The organism is Pseudooceanicola sediminis (assembly GCF_003575965.1).
In the GTDB taxonomy this organism is placed as follows: domain Bacteria; phylum Pseudomonadota; class Alphaproteobacteria; order Rhodobacterales; family Rhodobacteraceae; genus Pseudooceanicola; species Pseudooceanicola sediminis.
The window spans coordinates 1-16,161 of the sequence record NZ_QWJJ01000002.1 but is presented as its reverse complement, the minus strand read 5'-3'; the positions used below and the strand labels follow the sequence as shown (position 1 = coordinate 16,161).

Genomic DNA, 16,161 nt, shown 5'->3' with positions numbered 1-16,161 from the left:
TGCGCGAGGGGGGAATCCGCCTGAAATTGCCATTGCGATGGGGGAGGAGCGACATGGCTGACGGAGTACAGGTGGCGGATGTCATCTCGACCGAGACGGCGGATGATATCGCGCTGATTTGCATAGATAATCCACCGGTAAATGCGACGGGTCACGCCGTGCGTATCGGTCTGTCCAGCGCCATTTCGGATATCAATTCCGCCGGAAAGGCCAAGGTGATCGCGTTGTATTGCGCCGGGCGCACCTTTACCGCTGGCGCTGATATCCGCGAGTTCGGCAAGCCACCCAAGCAACCGTCCCTTCCCGATGTCCTGAACGAGGTAGAGCGCAGCGCGATCCCGGTCGTCTCGGTCATACACGGTACGGCCCTTGGCGGCGGTTTCGAGATCGCGCTGGCGACCCATGCGCGCGTCGCGATAAAGGGCGCCAAGGTGGGTCTGCCTGAGGTCCTGCTGGGTCTGTTGCCCGGTGCCGGGGGCACGCAACGCCTGCCGCGTCTGGCAGGCCTGTCCTTCGCGCTGGACGTGATCCTTTCGGGACGTCAGGTGCCAGTGTCCGAGGCGCTTGAGAAGGGCGTGGTGGATCGCGTGGTCGAAGGTGCGCCCCGCGACGTGGCGCTGGCAGCAGCGCGGCAGGTGCTGGATGGCACCCTGACCACCCGCCGCACCGACAGGATCGAGGCAGAGTATGACCGCGCGGTTCTGGACGCCACGCTTGAGGGCGTCCGCCGCAAGGCGCCGCATCTGTTCAGCCCGGCCAAGTGTGTCGAGGCCGTCGCCGCCTGCAATCTGCCGATCGACGAGGGGCTGAAGGTTGAACGGCAGGCGTTCCTCGATTGCATGGAAACGCCACAACGCGCGGGGCTGATCCATGCCTTTTTCGGCGAGCGCGCCGTTTCCAACATCGCCGAAGCCAAGGGACCCACGCGCGAGATCGCCAAGATCGGCGTCATCGGCGGCGGGACGATGGGGTCTGGCATCGCGACGTCCTGCCTGATTGCCGGTCTGCCGGTTCGTCTGATCGAGGTGGCGGCCGACGGCCTCGAACGTGGCGTCGCAACGATCACCAAGAACCTCGACGGAGCTGTTAGTCGGGGCAAGCTGAGCAGCGACAAGCGTGACGCCGCGATTGCCATGCTGGAACCGTCGCTGGAGATGGAGAGCCTGTCGGACGTCGATCTGGTGATCGAGGCCGTGTTTGAGCAGATGGACGTCAAGAAAGACATCTTTGGCAAGCTGGATGCGATCTGCAAACCGGGCGCGATTTTGGCCTCCAATACCTCCTACCTCGATATTGATGAAATCGCGACCAGCACCAACCGGCCCGGTGATGTGCTGGGCCTGCACTTTTTCAGCCCGGCCCATGTCATGCGCCTGCTGGAGATCGTTCAGGGCAAGCATACGGGTGCGGATGTTCTGGCCAGTGGCTTTGCCCTGGCCAAGCGGCTGAAGAAGGTTGGGGTGCTGGCGCAGGTCTGCGACGGGTTCATCGGCAACCGCATTCTGGCGCACTACGGGCTCTGCGCGGCGTATCTTGTGCTCGATGGTGCCTCGCCGCAGCAGGTGGACCGCGCTCTGGAGCAATTCGGCTTTGCCATGGGGCCGCACAAGGTCAGCGATCTGGCGGGCCTCGATATCGGTTGGATGACGCGCAAGCGCAAGGCCGAGACGCGTGATCCCGCGCAACGGTATGCCGGGGATATCGCGGACAAGATCTGCGAAAACGGCTGGTTCGGGCGCAAGACCGGGCAGGGTTATTACCTGTACGACAGTGGCGCACCCGTGCCCAACCCGGAGGTCGCCGGCATCATCGACGCGGTGCGCGCCGCCAAGGGGATCACGCCAAAGGACTTTTCCGACGAAGACATCGTCGATCGCTACATGACGGCAATGATCGTCGAGGCGGCGCGGGTGGTCGAGGATGGTACAGCCAAGCGGCCGGTCGACGTCGATATGGTCTTTCTGTTCGGCTACGGCTTCCCCCGGTTTCGGGGCGGTCCGCTGCACTATGCCGACACGATTGGCGCGGCGGCGCTGGTCGAGCGGATCGAAGGGTACGCCGCCGAAGACGCACATTACTGGCGGGTGCCGGATATTTTGCGAAAGATGGCCGCCGACGGCAGCACCTTCGCAGATTTGAACAAGGAAGGATAAGCGCATGGATCTGTCTTTCAGCGACGAAGAGCAGGCCTTTCGGCAGGAGGTTCGGGATTTCTTCGCCGAGAACCTGCCAAGCGAGATGAGCGATGCCGTGCGGGCGGGAGGCGAGCTGAGCAAGGACATGATGGACCGCTACCATGCGATCCTGAACGCCAAGGGCTGGCTGGCCACGACATGGGAACCGGAGTTCGGCGGCCCCGGCTGGAGCCCGGTACAGCGCCATATCTTCGAAGAAGAGGCCTGTCGCGCCTATGCGCCGCGCATCGTGCCCTTTGGCCTCGCCATGCTGGGGCCGGTGTTGCAACAGTTCGGCAGCAAGGAACAGCAGGACCACTATCTGCCGCGCATCCTGTCGGGTGAGGATTGGTGGTGCCAGGGGTATTCCGAGCCCGGTGCCGGGTCGGACCTTGCCAGCCTCAAGACGCGCGCCGTTCGCGATGGCGATGACTATGTGATCAACGGACAAAAGACCTGGACCACGCTGGGACAGCACGCCAACATGATCTTCTGCCTGGTGCGCACCGACCCGGACGTGAAGCAGCAGCAGGGGATTTCCTTTATCCTGGTCGACCTTGACACGCCGGGGATCGAGATGCGCCCGATCCGCCTGATCGAAGGCGGCCACGAGGTGAACGAGGTATTCTTTACCGACGTCCGCGTTCCGGCCGCCAATCTGGTGGGCGAGGAAAACATGGGTTGGACCATTGCCAAGTTCCTGTTGACGCATGAGCGCACGAATATCGCCGGTGTCGGATTTTCGATGCAGTCACTGGAAGAGGTCAAGGCGCTGGCCCGCGTCGTCAAGCGCAACGGCAAACCTCTGGCAGAGGATCCGCTGTTTGCCGCGCGGATCGCGCAGGTCGAGATCGACCTTGAAGCCATGAAGATCACCAACCTGCGGATGCTCTACAAGGCGCAGAAACAGGGTGCGCCGGGGCCGGAAACCTCGATCCTCAAGATCAAGGGGACGGTCATCGGGCAGGAGTTGAAGGACCTGGCGCGACGTGCGCTCGGGCCGGCGGCAGCGCCGTTTCCAGGCAGTATCGAGGGCAACCTGTCACTGGCGCCTGCAGATCACGCCAATGACGCCGCGCGGTATTTCAACAATCGCAAGACCTCGATCTTCGGTGGGTCCAACGAGATCCAGCGCAATATTCTGACCAAGACAATGCTGGAGCTTTGAGGCATGGATTTCGACCTGACAGAAGACCGGCAGATGTTGTCGGATTCCCTGACCCGCTATCTGAAGGACAAATACCCATTCGAGGCGCGCACCAAGGTGGCCTACGCCGCCCCTTATCACGCGCCGGATCGCTGGGCAGAGCTATCGGAACTGGGGGCCCTGTTCGCGCTGGCGCCAGAGGATGCCGGTGGTTTTGGCGGCAGCGGCTTCGATATTTCGGTCGTGTTCGAGGCCCTTGGGCGGGCCCTGTGCCCCGAACCCGTTTTGGCGGCAGTCTTGGCGAGCCGTCTGTTGACGGCGGCGGGCGCCGACCAGGAAAGCCTGCTGAGCGGCGCGACGAAATACGCGGTCGGCCTGGGAGAGCTGGAAGCGCCTTATGAGCTGGATTTGATCGCGACAGAGGCTACAGCCCGCGGAGAGGGGCATGTTCTGAACGGTCGCAAATCCGCCGTCTACGGTGGACAGGTGGCCGAAGTCTTTCTGATCGCGGCAAAGTTCGAGGGCAAGCTGGCAATGTTCGAGGTCGCGGCCAGCGCTGCCTCGGTGACTGGCTACGCGATGATGGACGGCGGTGGCGCAGCCGAGGTCTTGCTGGATGATGCGCCGGCAACCCTGCTGATCGCGGATGCAGGCGCGGCGTTGCAGGACGCGGTCAACGCCGGGATCGTCGCGCTGTGCTCCGAAGCGGTTGGGGCGATGGATGTCCTGCACGCGATGACCGTGGAATACCTGGGCACGCGCAAGCAGTTTGGGCGACCCATTGGCAGCTTTCAGGCGTTGCAGCACAGGGCCGTCGACATGTTGACCGAGATCGAGCAGGCCCGGTCGATCACGATCAAGGCTGCGTCGGAACTGGGCGGAGGGCAGGCAAGCCGCTATGCCTCGATGGCCAAGAACCTGATCGGCCGTGCCGGGCGCCTTGTCGCCGAAGAGGCGATCCAGATGCACGGCGGGATTGCGATGACCTGGGAATATCCCGGAAGCCATTATGCCAAGCGCCTGGTCATGATCGATCATCAGCTGGGCGATACGGACTTCCATCTGTCGCGCGTGATGGCGGCATGAACTGAAGGCGCGGTCCTTTTCAGGGCCGCGCCTGCGTTGGCGCCGCCAGGGGGTACGTGGGGATACCTGGCGCAAGCAATCACCGGGCCGGGGGCGCCGACCTTTTGCCAGGCCGGTTGAGGGGCGAGGTATCGCTGTTCTTCGGGCGGCCTCAAACCTCTGTTATCGCAAACCCGCTTCCCCATCGTGATCGGTCAGGCACGCCCTCAGCTCAGATCGCGATGGGTTCCGGCCTTGTAGGGGCGCCAGTCTGTGATTTCGGGGTAGTACATCGCGCGCCACTTGCGCACGCGGGGGTTCATCCTGCGCCGCCAGAGTGATGGGATCATCGCCATCATCGCCATGATCGGGTAGCCATGCGGCAGTTGCGGCGCCTCTTGTCCCGAGCGGGCCTGCAGCAGGGGAAAGCGCCGGTCAGGCCGCGCGTGATGGTCTGAGTGGCGCTGAAGATTGATCAGCAACCAGTTGGTGGCGGTATGCGTCGCATTCCAGCTGTGATGCGGTTTGACGTGTTCGAATTTGCCATTCCCGAGGTATTTGCGGGTCAGGCCGTAGTGTTCGATGTAGTCGGTCAGTTCGAGCAGCCAGATCGCGACCAGCGCCTGAAACAGGAACAACACGAGGCCCGTCACCCCCCCCAACCCAATCGCAAGAAGCAGCATCGCAGCCTGAAGCGCGGCATAGCGCCAGAAGGGGTTGCTGCGGTCCAGGGCGGTTCGACCGCGTTTGTGCAATCGGTCCACCTCGGCGGCCCAGGCCGACCGGGGGCATTCGCGCATGACGCGTGCAAAGAAATGCGGAAACCCTTCGTTATAGCGTGCGGTTACCGCGTCACGTGGCGTTGCCACGTGTGTGTGATGCACAAGAAGGTGTTCGGTGCGGAAATGGCTGTAGAGCACCATCGACAGCAGAACGTCGGCCATCCAGCGTTCCGTCTTGGTACGCTGGTGCATGAGCTCATGGCTGTAGACGATACCGATGGCGCCGGTCATCGTGCCGACGCCGTAAAACAGGACGATGGTTTCCAGGATGCCGAGATGGTCGGCGTGGCTGGCGTACCAGATCACCCAGAACAGCGTCAGGAACTGCAAGAGGGGCCAGATCAGCGTGACGGCACGATGCCAGAACAGGGCGTTGTCCCCGGTCTGGATGTCGCGGTTGGTGGGGTCGAGTCCAAGCAGGTGATCGAGCACCGAAAACAGCCCGTACCCGTACAGCGGGACAAGAAGAACGCTGAGCCCGCCTTGCAAGGCGCCGATCACCACCAACGGCACCATCACCAGCGAGAGCCAGAAGGGGAGTGCAGCGGCAAAGCCGGAAGGGGCAGTTGGGGACATCGGCATTTTCCCGACAAAGGGGCGTTGGTCAGCGCGATCCTACGAAGTGGTCCTGCGCCAGGTCAAACGCCTTTCGCATCACCGTCGGCAGATCCGAGGGGCGGAACATGTCGCCGGACAGGAAGCTGCCTGTTGTCGGATTGGTGCCCTGCGGCGCGACGGCGACCTGGATCGTCAGGCGCAGATGAAAATGTGTGAACGTATGCAGGGCCTGTGCCGGCAACGTTACCCAGTCCGCGTCGAATGGTGCGGCGTGTGGCGGCACCTGTTCGGCCCACTCGGATCCGGGCCAGCCGAGCATCCCGCCCAGAAGTCCGCGATCAGGGCGGCGCTCCAGCAGCCAGTCACCGTCGGATCGCCGCGCAATATAGGCAATTCCGGTGCGGGTGGGTTTGGGTTTTTTCGGGGTTTTCTTCGGCAGTTCCGTTGCGGTGCCAAGACGCCGTGCGGCGCAAGGCGTCTGCCAGGGGCAGATCCCACAGGCGGGGTTTCGCGGGGAACAGATCGTTGCGCCAAGGTCCATTACGGCCTGGGCATAGTCACCGGGTCGTTGCGTCGGTGTCAGCCGGGCAGCCCGGGCCGTCAGCTCCGGTTTTGCGCCGGGCAGGGGTGTGTGGATATCGTAGAGGCGCGCCATGACGCGTTCGACGTTTCCGTCCACCACCGTTTCGGCGCGATCAAATGCGATGGAGGCGATGGCGGCGGCGGTATAGGGGCCGACGCCGGGCAGGCCGAGCAGACCTTCCAGAGTGTCCGGGAACTGGCCGCCGTGGTCCGTGACGACCGCGCGGGCGCATTTCAGCAGGTTGCGGGCGCGGGCGTAATACCCAAGCCCGGCCCATTCGCCCATGACGTCACCGTCCTCGGCTGCGGCCAGGTCGGCAACGGTGGGCCAGCGCGCCGTGAAACGCAGGAAATAATCGCGCACCGCGGCAACGGTGGTCTGTTGCAGCATGACCTCGGACATCCAGATGTGATAGGGGTCGGGCAGAATGCCACGGGCGCGGTCCGCCGGGCTGGTCCGCCAGGGCATGTCGCGCGCATGTACGTCGTACCAGGCCAGCAGATCCGCAGACTGCGCTGGCGCATCCCCTGTCGCTTTTGCTACTGCCGTCTCACGCAATCTTTATGCCTCCACCCGTCTTTGCCATGGCTTTCCTCTGGCATGGCCAGTGACACCCACTAGAATAGCGCCAATCGAAAGGATGCAACCCGTGCCGCGTCGACAGTCCTCAACCTATGGCTTTACCCGTACTTACGGCCTGCTTGAGAGCAGGATCCGAAAGGCCGGTGAAACGCGTGGTTTTGCCATCTCGCGGCTTTTGACCCATTGGGAGGAAATAGCGGGGGCCGACATCGCGGCCATCGCCCGCCCGGTCGAGGTCAAGTATCCGCGCGGCAATCTGGGGGGCACCCTGGTGCTGCTGACAACGGGGGCCCATGCTCCGGTCTTGGAAATGCAAAAGGATGTGCTGCGCGAGCGGGTCAACGGCGTCTACGGCTACAATGCCATCGCGCGGGTCCGTATCACCCAGACGGCGAGCACGGGCTTTGCCGAAGGGCAGGTGGCCTTTGAAATGCGCAAGGCGCCCGCCGCGCCAATTCAGCCTGACCCGCAGGTTGTCGCGCGTGCCTCGGCCGTGGCGGACGGGGTCAAGGACGACGGGCTGAAAGCGGCGCTTGAGGCGCTGGCCCGCAATGTACTAGGAAAATCTAAGGTTTGAGAAAGGATCACAACTGATGGATCGCAGAACCCTCATCGGCGGCGGTATCGCAGGCGCGGCTGTCGTCGTGGCCGCAGGCGGCTATTTCTACAACACCCGCAATGCGGCCGAGGCGCAGACCGCCGTCAACGCCGGTGATGCCTCGGCAGTGGCAGATGTGGATACCTCTGGCGTCACGGAAATGGTGCTGGGTGATGCCGATGCGCCTGTGACCATGATGGAATACGCTTCCTTCACCTGTCCGCACTGCCGTGACTTTCACAACAATGTCTTTACGCAACTGCGGACGGATTACATCGATACCGGCAAGGTCAAGTTCATTTACCGCGATGTGTATTTCGACCGCTATGGCCTCTGGGCTTCGCTGATCGCGCGGTGCAATGGCGGGATGCGGTTCTTTGGCATCGCCGATATGCTGTATGAACAGCAGGATCAGTGGCTGCGCGGCGCGAAGTCCGAAGCGGACATCGCCGACAACCTGCGCAAGCTGGGCAAAGTCGCAGGTCTGGACGATGCCACCCTCGAAGCCTGCCTGGCGGACGAAGACCAGGCGCGGACCCTGGCAGCCTGGTACCAGAAGAATGCGACGGCAGATGATGTGAGCGGCACCCCGACCCTGATCATCAATGGCGAAAAGTATTCCAACATGAGCTATGCGGAACTGAAGAAGATCCTTGACGAACAGCTCGGCTGAGAGCGGCCTTGGTCACGGAAAAGGGGCGGCGCGTTAATCCGCCGCCCCTTTTCCATCGCGGAAACGGCGTCAGGAGATCTTGACGACCTGCTTGCCGGTATTGCCGCCCTTGAGCATCGAAAAGAAGGCCTGGGGTGCGTTTTCAAGACCCTCTGCCACGTCTTCGAGATAGGCAATCTTGCCGGATTTAACATCCGGTGCGACCTCTGCCAGGAATTCGCCGAACCGATCCACATGATCGGTTTGCAGCAGCCCCTGGATCGTCAGACGCTTGACCAGCGCCATGCGCCACAGCTTTTGCAGCGGCATCTGGCCGGTGTCGTCGCTTTCGCCCGAATACCACGCGATCATGCCGCAGACGATGATCCTGCCGTAGGTGTTCATGATTGGCAGTACGCCACCCAGAACCTGCCCGCCGACGTTTTCGAAATAGACGTCGATGCCATCCGGGCATTCGGCGTGCAGCGCCTCCATCATCTCGATCGGCGTCTTGTAGGCACGGTGATCGACACAGGCGTCAAAGCCGAAGGTCTCGACCGCCATCTTGCATTTGTCCGGCCCGCCGGCGACGCCGACGACACGCAGCCCTGCCTTCTTGGCCAGTTGCCCGACCATCGAGCCGACGGGACCTGTCGCCGCTGCCACCACCAGCGTTTCGCCTGCCTTCATCTTGGCATAGGCATCCAGGCCCGACCAGGCGGTGAATCCCGGCATCCCCAGTACGCCAAGCGCGGTCGAGGGCGGCAGGTCGGGGTCGAGCTTGCGCAACTGGTTGGCGGGCAGGCAGGCGTGACTTGCCCAGCCGAACATCCCGAACACCTTGTCGCCCGGTGCGAAGCCGTCATCGCGTGAGGCGATCACCTCCCCGACACCCCCGGCGCCCATGGTCTGATCCAGCTCCTGGGGCGCGGTGTAGCTTTTGACATAGTCCATCCGGCCCCGCATGTACGGATCCAGCGACATGTGGGTCAGGCGTACAAGCACCTCGCCCGCGGCGGGCGAGGGCATGTCGATATCTTCGAGTCGGAAATCGGCGTCGACGGGAAAGCCCTGCGGTCGTCGCGCCAGAACGATCCGTTGCATCGTGTCGGTCATCTTGAAATCCTTTCCTTTGCCCACAAGTTACGCGTTCCGGGGTATTTTCCAAGCCGCATTATGGAAATTAATTCCGCAGTCGTCCGGCGATGGACAGCGCTGCCCCGGGTGACGTAAAGAGGCGCGATCATGGCACAGAAAAAATCAGACCCGAACTACAAGATCATCGCGGAAAATCGCCGCGCGCGTTATGACTATGCAATCGAGGATGACCTCGAGTGCGGCATCATGCTGACCGGGTCCGAGGTGAAATCGCTGCGCATCGGCCAATCCAACATCGCTGAAAGCTATGCGGCGGTGGAGGAGGGAGAGCTGTGGCTGGTGAATTCCTATATCGCACCCTACGATCGCGCGATGTTCGGCCATGAACCGCGTGCCCGGCGCAAGCTGTTGGTTTCCAAAAAGGAAATGGCAGGTCTGTGGAAGTCTACGCAGCGTGAAGGCATGACGTTGGTGCCGCTGGTGATGTATTTCAATCATCGCGGCATGGCCAAGATCAAGATCGGCGTGGCCAAGGGCAAGAAGAACCACGACAAGCGGGCGACCGAGGCAAAACGCGATTGGGGTCGTCAGAAACAGCGGCTGCTGAAAGAGCATCACTAGCCCCTGACCCTTGCGAAAACGGGTGGGGAAGGCTAGGGAATCAGCGGTTTCCATGCGAAAGGCGCAATCCCGTGCAGGATGATCCCAAGGTTCTCGTTTCGACCGACTGGTTGGCCCAACATCTGAAAGACCCTGACCTACGCTTGCTCGACGCGAGCTGGTTCATGCCCGGTTCAGGTCGCGACCCCAAGGCCGAGTACGCAGATGGGCATATCCCCGGCGCGCGATTCTTTGACATAGACGAGATCAGCGACCATCGCTCCGAGCTGCCACACATGGCGCCGCCGGTCGAAAAGTTCATGTCGCGTTTGCGCGCCATGGGCGTGGGGGACGGGCATCAGGTCGTGGTCTACGATTCAACCGGCATATTTTCCGCCGCCCGCGTCTGGTGGCTGTTCCGTTTGATGGGGCAGTTCGACGTGGCCGTTCTGGATGGCGGTCTGCCCAAATGGCGGGCCGAGGGCCGGGAAATCGAGGATATGGAGCCACTTATCCGTGATCGCCACATGACCGTGCGCCGCCAGAACCAGATGGTGAAGGACGTCACGCAAGTCAGCGCCGCCAGCAAGCTGGGGGATTACGAGATCATCGATGCCCGCGCCGCGCCGCGGTTTCGCGGCGAGGTGGACGAGCCGCGCGCTGGCCTGCGCAAGGGGCATATCCCGGGCTCGAAAAACGTACCCTTCCCGGATTTGCTGAGCGCCAAGGGAACCCTCAAGACCCCGGACGACCTGCGCGCCACTTTCCAGGCCGCCGGAGTCGATCTGGACAAACCTGCCATTACCAGCTGCGGGTCGGGTGTGACCGCCGCTGTTGTCTGCCTCGCGCTGGAGCGGATCGGCAAGACCGACCATGCCTTGTATGACGGTTCCTGGGCGGAATGGGGCGCGTTCCCCACCCTGCCCGTCGCCGTAGGAGAATAAGAGAAAAATGTTCGAGAACCTTAAAGAGCAGCCTGCTGACAAGATCCTGGCACTGATGGGCATGTACAAGGCCGATCCGCGCGACGACAAGATCGACCTTGGCGTCGGCGTCTACAAGAATGCCGAAGGGGTCACGCCCGTGATGCGCGCGGTGAAAGCCGCCGAGCAGAAGATCTGGGAAGAGCAGACGACCAAGGCCTATACCGGCCTTGCGGGTGATCCCGACTATGCCGACGCACTGATCAACCTGGTGCTGGGCGACGCGGTGACCCGCGATCAGGTCGCCGCTGTGGCGACGCCGGGCGGCACGGGTGCGGTCCGTCAAGCCTTTGAAATGATTAAGATGGGGAACCCGGAGGCCCGCGTCTTTGTCTCGGACCCGACCTGGCCGAACCACCTGTCGATCCTGAAGTACCTCGGCATGGAGGTTGTGCCCTATCGCTATTTCGACAGCGAGACGGGCGGCGTGGCCTTTGATGGCATGGTCGAGGACCTGAAGGGGCTGAAAGCGGGCGACGTCGTGCTGCTGCATGGCTGCTGTCACAACCCGACCGGCGCGAACCTGAACATGACGCAATGGCGCGAAGTCGTCGCCCTGCTGAACGACAAGGGCGCGCTGCCGATGATCGACATCGCCTACCAGGGCTTTGGCGACGGTCTGGACGAGGACGCGGCCGGAACCCGCTATGTTGCTGAAAACGTACCGGAACTGCTGATCGCGGCGAGCTGCTCCAAGAACTTCGGGATTTACCGCGAACGTACTGGCCTGCTGATGGCGGTCAGCGCGGATGCGGGCAAGACCAAACTGGCGCAGGGCACGCTGGCCTATCTGAACCGGCAGAACTATTCCTTTCCGCCGGACCATGGGGCGCGGATTGTCAGCACGATCCTGAACGATCCGGCCCTGCGCGCCGACTGGGCGGGCGAGCTGGAGGACGTGCGACTGTCGATGCTGGGCCTGCGCAAACAGTTGGCGGATGAGTTGCAGAAACTGTCGGGGTCGGACCGCTTTGCCTTTCTCGGGCAGCACCGTGGCATGTTCTCTCGTCTTGGTACGACACCTGAGCTGGTGGAAAAAATGCGTGCGGAGAGCGGCATTTACATGGTCGGCGACAGCCGGATGAACATCGCCGGGCTGAACACGCAGACCGTGCCGATCCTGGCCAAGGCGATCATCGACGCGGGCGTCTGACCCAATATCCAGGCGGGCGCACCAAGGCTGTGCGCCCGCCCGAGTTGACGCAAGCGCCTGAGCGCCGCAGGATCGTTTCCGACGAAAACCGGAGGGGGCGACATGCGGAAACTACAGGTTCAAGGCGTGCATCATATCACGATCACTGGTGCTAACCGTCAGACAAGTATAGACTTTTGGGAGGGTGTGCTGGGCATGCCCTTTGTCTTTGATCAACCCAACCTGGACAACCCGGACGAGGGGCATCTGTACTTCGATCCCGGCGACGGGCGGCTGATCACCATCTTTACCAATGAAAAACGAAAACCCATGCACGACCGGACACCGATGGATCCGGGCTGCGTGCACCACCTGGCGTTCAACGTCAGCGCGGCCAGCTTTAGCCAGGCCGTGACCCGCCTGGACGAACGCGGGATAAAGCACTCGGGCGTCAAGGACCGGGGTTTCATGGATTCGATTTACTTCAAGGATCCCCTGGGGTTGCTGATCGAACTGGCGAGCTACAAGTTCTTTCCGCCGGAGGGATCGAGCCATGCCGCCGTGCTGCTGGAGGCGCACAAGATCCGGGTGGAGCGCGGCGACTACAATATCGCGGAGGCGCATCTGGCGGACGCGATCGAGCGGATCGTGGAACGGTCGACGCAGACGCTGTCGGACAGTCGCGCGCCGGCAAATCCCTATCCCTGAGGGCGGTCTGGCGCACCGACGTCGGCATTTGCCGGTCTGAGCGGGCCAAGCCCTTGATATCGCCGGATTCGAACGTCGGTATCTGGACGGTATCAGAGCGGTATCCGAACGGTGTGAAAATCGCCGTTCAGCTGCCCGGCTGCGCGGCCGGGCAATCCGCCGGTCAGCCGCCTGGAAACGGCACCGACAGGCCGAACACCCCGGCGAGCAGCACGACGTTCAGGCCCAGAACCACCGTCGCGCCGAGAATGGCGAGAGTGCGCAGGACAGGCCCGATGGTAAAGGCCCCCATGATGTCACGGCGTGCCGAGAACACGATCAGCGCCACCATCGGCACGGGAAGCGCGATCGACAGCACGACCTGGCTGGCGACCAGCGCCTGCGTGGTGTTCACCCCGGCGGCGACGACGGCAAAGGCGGGCACCATGGTGACAAGGCGGCGCAGCCAGATCGGCACGCGGACTCGCAGGAACCCCTGCATGATCATCTGACCGGCCATGGTGCCGACGACCGAACTGGACACGCCCGAGGCGATCAGCGAGGTCAGGAACATGCCCGCCGCCGCCGCCCCCAGCAGGGGTGTCAGGGTGTGATAGGCGGTCTCGATCTCGGCCACCTCGGAATGGCCCTGGTGAAAGGCGCTGGCGGCCATCATCACCATGGCCATGTTGACCATGCCCGCGACGGCCAGGGCCAGCACAACCTCGATATTCGAGAACTTGAGCACCTTGCGGCGGTCGGCGTCGCTGCGCACCTCGGCGCGGCCCTGGGTCAAGCCGGAATGCAGGTAGATGGCGTGCGGCATGACGGTGGCGCCGATGATGCCGACGGCGATCATCAGCGCGGCATTGTCGGGCAGGCGCGGCGTGGTCATGCCCATCAGCGTCGCGGACCAGTCGACCGGGGCGACGAGCAGTTCGGCAAAGTAGCACAGGCCGATCAGACCGACGAGCGCGCCGATGATCAGCTCCATCGGGCGGAACCCGTAGCGTTCAAAGACGAGGATGGCGTAGGTGACGATCGCGGTGATGACCATGCCGGCCATCAGCGGCAGGCCGAACAGCAGCGACAGGCCAATGGCCCCGCCGAGGAATTCGGCAAGGTCGGTGGCCATGGCGGCGATTTCGCTGACGGCCCACATCACCCAGACGACGGGGCGGGGGAAATGGTCGCGCGACAGTTCGGCAAGGTTGTGGCCGGTCACGATGCCGAGGCGCGCCGACAGGGCCTGGAACAGCATGGCGATCCCGTTGGCCAGCACCACGACCCAGAGCAGCGCATAGCCATAGCCCGCACCGGCCTGGATGTTGGTGGCGTAATTGCCCGGGTCCATGTAGGCGACCGAGGCGATGATGGCCGGACCGGCGAACAGCAGGAACCCGCGCAGGCCGCTGCGCTGGCCATTCAGCACCCTGGTTATTCCGGCACGGGTCTTGAGCGTCAGGTCGAGCATGAGCGCCTCTGATATCTATCGGCCGAGTTATAGCCAGTGCTATACCAGTTACAACAGGCAAATTTTATTTGCCCCGACTGGTGGCCGCGACAGAGGGATCGTGATACAGTTGAGCCTTGGCTATGACGTTTGCAAAACAGATAGGCGGACCCGGATACGATGCCTCAGATGACGCCAGAGACCGCGCCTGAAAGCCAGCCGGAGTTGGGGCCAGAGACGGGACCAGAGACGGGACCCGAAACGATGCTCGACGCGCCCCAGGGGGCAGCCTGCCAGGCCGACCGCTTTTCGCGCGCGCGCGAGGCGCAGTCGATGGCCCTGCTGGAGGATTACGTCGAGCTGATCGGGGATCTGCACGAGGAGCTGGGCGAGGCACGGGTGGCCGATATTGCCGGGCGCATGGGCGTGGCCCAGCCGACCGCCACCAAGACGATCACGCGGCTGAAGCGGGCGGGGCTGGCCACGGCGCGGCCCTATCGGGGGGTGTTCCTGACCGAGGAGGGCGCGGCGCTGGCCGAACGTGTGCGGGCGCGTCACCGCACGGTGGTGGCGCTGCTGATCGCCACGGGCGTGCCGGCAGAGGTGGCCGAGATGGACGCCGAGGGGATCGAGCATCACGTGTCGGATCGGACCTTGCAGGCGTTCGAGGCGTTTCTGGCGCGGCAGAATGCCTGACACCCGCGCATGAAAAAGCCGCCCCTGAGGGCGGCCCTGATCGGCCAGAGGCCTGGCGCGATCAGTTCATCAGGCCTGCGTGGCGCATACCGTGGCGGATGCGGTCCTTGGTGCTGTCTTCCAGCGCGGTCAGGGGCAGGCGTACCTCGGCCGAGCAGAGGCCCAGTTCGGACATGGCGAATTTGGCGCCGCACAGGCCCGGTTCGATAAAGATCGCCTCGTGCAGGGGCATCAGGCGGTCCTGGTAATCGAGGGCCAGCTTGTAATCGCCCGCCAAAGTCGCCGCCTGCATCTGGGCGCAGAGCGCGGGGGCAACGTTGGCGGTGACCGAGATGCAGCCCGTGCCGCCCATGGCGTTGAAGCCGACGGCGGTGGCGTCCTCGCCCGAGAGCTGGATGAAGTCGGGTCCGCAGGCCATGCGGGTCAGCGGCACACGGTCGAGTTTCGCGGTGGCGTCCTTGACCCCGACGATGCGCGGCAGTTTCGCCAGTTCGCCCATGGTGGCGGGGGTCATGTCGACGACGGAGCGGCCGGGGATGTTGTAGATGATGATCGGCAGGTCGCAGGCGTCGTGCATCGCGGTGTAGTGGGCGATCAACCCGCGCTGCGTCGGCTTGTTGTAATAGGGTGTCACGACAAGGGCGGCATCGGCGCCGACCTCGGCCGCGTGGGTGATCAGGCGGATGCCCTCGGCGGTGTTGTTGGCCCCGGCCCCGGCGATGACGGGCACGCGGCCCGCGACGTATTTCACGACCTCCTCGACGACGATCTCGTGTTCGCGCAGGCTGAGCGTGGGGGATTCGCCGGTGGTGCCGACGGGAACGATACCGGAGGAGCCCTGCTCGATATGCCAGTCGACGAGTTTCTTGAGCGTGGCCAGATCCAGCTCGCCGTCCTTGAACGGCGTGACCAGGGCGGGAATGGACCCTTTGAACATGACACGCTCCTTATCTTGTATCGCACGAAGGGGGCGGCGGAAATCCGCGTGTGCCCGGGGGAGAACCCGCGCTGCCGGTAAAGTGTGTTGAGGGCAGGCTGCGGGGGGTTATCCTGTCAGCGTCTAACCAGAAGATTGAGGTAAAACAAGTGAGACTACCGCGTTATTCGGCGCATTTCGCCCTTTGCATCGCGCTATGCGCGGGCCTGGCTGTCGCGGTGGTGGCCGTGGCGCGCGGGGTGGAAAAAAAGGCGCCGGGTGTCGCGGGTATGGCGCCGGCGGTGACGGGTGCGACGGGGGCCGGCACGACCCCGCCGGAGAGCGAGCCGGTGGCGCAGGTCGCCTTGCTGCCGCCCGTGAGTGGCGAGCGGCCCAGCCGGATGCCGCCGCGGCCGCTGGCCTGGGCGATGCAGGCGGCGCAGGACGGGGACTGG

The 16,161-nt window shown here is 63.5% G+C and carries 16 protein-coding genes; 11 read left to right on the top strand and 5 right to left on the bottom strand.

Going from position 1 to position 16,161, the window contains the following annotated elements; translation table 11 throughout:
• The first annotated feature begins 53 nt into the window (after positions 1–53).
• From DL237_RS02000 to DL237_RS01990, 3 genes are read left to right on the top strand one after another with little or no spacing between them, the layout of a single operon-like run.
• Positions 54–2,153 (top strand): 3-hydroxyacyl-CoA dehydrogenase NAD-binding domain-containing protein, encoded by a 2,100-nt coding sequence (locus DL237_RS02000; protein WP_119397364.1) that lies wholly within the window; start codon positions 54–56, stop codon positions 2,151–2,153.
• Between the two features lie 4 nt (positions 2,154–2,157).
• Entirely contained in the window at positions 2,158–3,342 is a 1,185-nt protein-coding gene (locus DL237_RS01995; protein WP_119397363.1) for an acyl-CoA dehydrogenase family protein, read from the top strand.
• Positions 3,343–3,345: 3 nt separating this feature from the next.
• On the top strand, positions 3,346–4,407 hold the full coding sequence (locus DL237_RS01990) for an acyl-CoA dehydrogenase family protein (RefSeq protein ID WP_119397362.1): 1,062 nt from the start codon (positions 3,346–3,348) through the stop codon (positions 4,405–4,407).
• A 206-nt stretch (positions 4,408–4,613) separates the two neighbouring features.
• On the opposite strand, the gene DL237_RS01985 is transcribed toward DL237_RS01990, so the two are convergent.
• Positions 4,614–5,750: an alkane 1-monooxygenase gene (locus tag DL237_RS01985; protein ID WP_119397361.1), complete on the bottom strand. Its 1,137-nt coding sequence runs from the start codon at positions 5,748–5,750 to the stop codon at positions 4,614–4,616.
• Positions 5,751–5,772: 22 nt separating this feature from the next.
• Positions 5,773–6,777: an A/G-specific adenine glycosylase gene (locus tag DL237_RS01980; RefSeq protein ID WP_119397360.1), complete on the bottom strand. Its 1,005-nt coding sequence runs from the start codon at positions 6,775–6,777 to the stop codon at positions 5,773–5,775.
• Between the two features lie 181 nt (positions 6,778–6,958).
• On the opposite strand from DL237_RS01980, the gene DL237_RS01975 reads away from it, so the two are divergent.
• Entirely contained in the window at positions 6,959–7,468 is a 510-nt protein-coding gene (locus DL237_RS01975) for a DUF721 domain-containing protein (protein ID WP_119397359.1), read from the top strand.
• Positions 7,469–7,484: 16 nt separating this feature from the next.
• Positions 7,485–8,162, top strand: a complete 678-nt coding sequence (locus DL237_RS01970) for a DsbA family protein (protein ID WP_119397358.1) — start codon at positions 7,485–7,487, stop codon at positions 8,160–8,162.
• 69 nt (positions 8,163–8,231) lie between these two features.
• On the opposite strand, the gene DL237_RS01965 is transcribed toward DL237_RS01970, so the two are convergent.
• Positions 8,232–9,257: an NADP-dependent oxidoreductase gene (locus DL237_RS01965; RefSeq protein WP_119397659.1), complete on the bottom strand. Its 1,026-nt coding sequence runs from the start codon at positions 9,255–9,257 to the stop codon at positions 8,232–8,234.
• A gap of 129 nt (positions 9,258–9,386) precedes the next feature.
• Here DL237_RS01965 and smpB point away from each other — a divergent pair, with 129 nt between their 5' ends.
• The 4 genes from smpB (at position 9,387) to DL237_RS01945 (ending at position 12,662) form a co-directional block, all read left to right on the top strand.
• Positions 9,387–9,860: an SsrA-binding protein SmpB gene (gene smpB, locus DL237_RS01960; RefSeq protein WP_119397357.1), complete on the top strand. Its 474-nt coding sequence runs from the start codon at positions 9,387–9,389 to the stop codon at positions 9,858–9,860.
• A 71-nt stretch (positions 9,861–9,931) separates the two neighbouring features.
• Positions 9,932–10,783: a 3-mercaptopyruvate sulfurtransferase gene (gene sseA / locus DL237_RS01955; protein WP_119397356.1), complete on the top strand. Its 852-nt coding sequence runs from the start codon at positions 9,932–9,934 to the stop codon at positions 10,781–10,783.
• Between the two features lie 7 nt (positions 10,784–10,790).
• Positions 10,791–11,975: an amino acid aminotransferase gene (locus DL237_RS01950; protein ID WP_119397355.1), complete on the top strand. Its 1,185-nt coding sequence runs from the start codon at positions 10,791–10,793 to the stop codon at positions 11,973–11,975.
• Positions 11,976–12,077: 102 nt separating this feature from the next.
• Positions 12,078–12,662, top strand: a complete 585-nt coding sequence (locus DL237_RS01945) for a VOC family protein (protein WP_119397354.1) — start codon at positions 12,078–12,080, stop codon at positions 12,660–12,662.
• A gap of 163 nt (positions 12,663–12,825) precedes the next feature.
• Here the strand turns inward: DL237_RS01945 and DL237_RS01940 are convergent, their stop codons facing one another.
• Positions 12,826–14,115 (bottom strand): Nramp family divalent metal transporter, encoded by a 1,290-nt coding sequence (locus DL237_RS01940; protein ID WP_119397353.1) that lies wholly within the window; start codon positions 14,113–14,115, stop codon positions 12,826–12,828.
• A gap of 243 nt (positions 14,116–14,358) precedes the next feature.
• On the opposite strand from DL237_RS01940, the gene mntR reads away from it, so the two are divergent.
• Positions 14,359–14,790 carry a manganese-binding transcriptional regulator MntR gene (gene mntR / locus DL237_RS01935; RefSeq protein ID WP_119397352.1) on the top strand — a complete coding sequence of 144 codons (432 nt, stop codon included), beginning with the start codon at positions 14,359–14,361 and terminating at the stop codon, positions 14,788–14,790.
• 61 nt (positions 14,791–14,851) lie between these two features.
• Here mntR and dapA read toward each other — a convergent pair whose 3' ends face one another.
• Positions 14,852–15,727: a 4-hydroxy-tetrahydrodipicolinate synthase gene (gene dapA, locus DL237_RS01930; protein WP_119397351.1), complete on the bottom strand. Its 876-nt coding sequence runs from the start codon at positions 15,725–15,727 to the stop codon at positions 14,852–14,854.
• Positions 15,728–15,876: 149 nt separating this feature from the next.
• Here dapA and DL237_RS01925 point away from each other — a divergent pair.
• The coding region (locus DL237_RS01925) for a hypothetical protein (RefSeq protein ID WP_199671919.1) at positions 15,877–16,161 on the top strand (285 nt) is incomplete at its 3' end.

Bases quoted from the DNA above. Each gene is read 5' to 3' on its own strand.
- DL237_RS02000 (WP_119397364.1), top strand. From the start codon at position 54: ATGGCTGACGGAGTACAGGTGGCGGATGTCATCTCGACCGAGACGGCG.
- DL237_RS01995 (WP_119397363.1), top strand. From the start codon at position 2,158: ATGGATCTGTCTTTCAGCGACGAAGAGCAGGCCTTTCGGCAGGAGGTT.
- DL237_RS01990 (WP_119397362.1), top strand. From the start codon at position 3,346: ATGGATTTCGACCTGACAGAAGACCGGCAGATGTTGTCGGATTCCCTG.
- DL237_RS01985 (WP_119397361.1), bottom strand. From the start codon at position 5,750: ATGCCGATGTCCCCAACTGCCCCTTCCGGCTTTGCCGCTGCACTCCCC.
- DL237_RS01980 (WP_119397360.1), bottom strand. From the start codon at position 6,777: ATGCCCTGGCGGACCAGCCCGGCGGACCGCGCCCGTGGCATTCTGCCC.
- DL237_RS01970 (WP_119397358.1), top strand. From the start codon at position 7,485: ATGGATCGCAGAACCCTCATCGGCGGCGGTATCGCAGGCGCGGCTGTC.
- DL237_RS01965 (WP_119397659.1), bottom strand. From the start codon at position 9,257: ATGACCGACACGATGCAACGGATCGTTCTGGCGCGACGACCGCAGGGC.
- smpB (WP_119397357.1), top strand. From the start codon at position 9,387: ATGGCACAGAAAAAATCAGACCCGAACTACAAGATCATCGCGGAAAAT.
- DL237_RS01950 (WP_119397355.1), top strand. From the start codon at position 10,791: ATGTTCGAGAACCTTAAAGAGCAGCCTGCTGACAAGATCCTGGCACTG.
- DL237_RS01945 (WP_119397354.1), top strand. From the start codon at position 12,078: ATGCGGAAACTACAGGTTCAAGGCGTGCATCATATCACGATCACTGGT.
- DL237_RS01940 (WP_119397353.1), bottom strand. From the start codon at position 14,115: ATGCTCGACCTGACGCTCAAGACCCGTGCCGGAATAACCAGGGTGCTG.
- mntR (WP_119397352.1), top strand. From the start codon at position 14,359: ATGCTCGACGCGCCCCAGGGGGCAGCCTGCCAGGCCGACCGCTTTTCG.
- dapA (WP_119397351.1), bottom strand. From the start codon at position 15,727: ATGTTCAAAGGGTCCATTCCCGCCCTGGTCACGCCGTTCAAGGACGGC.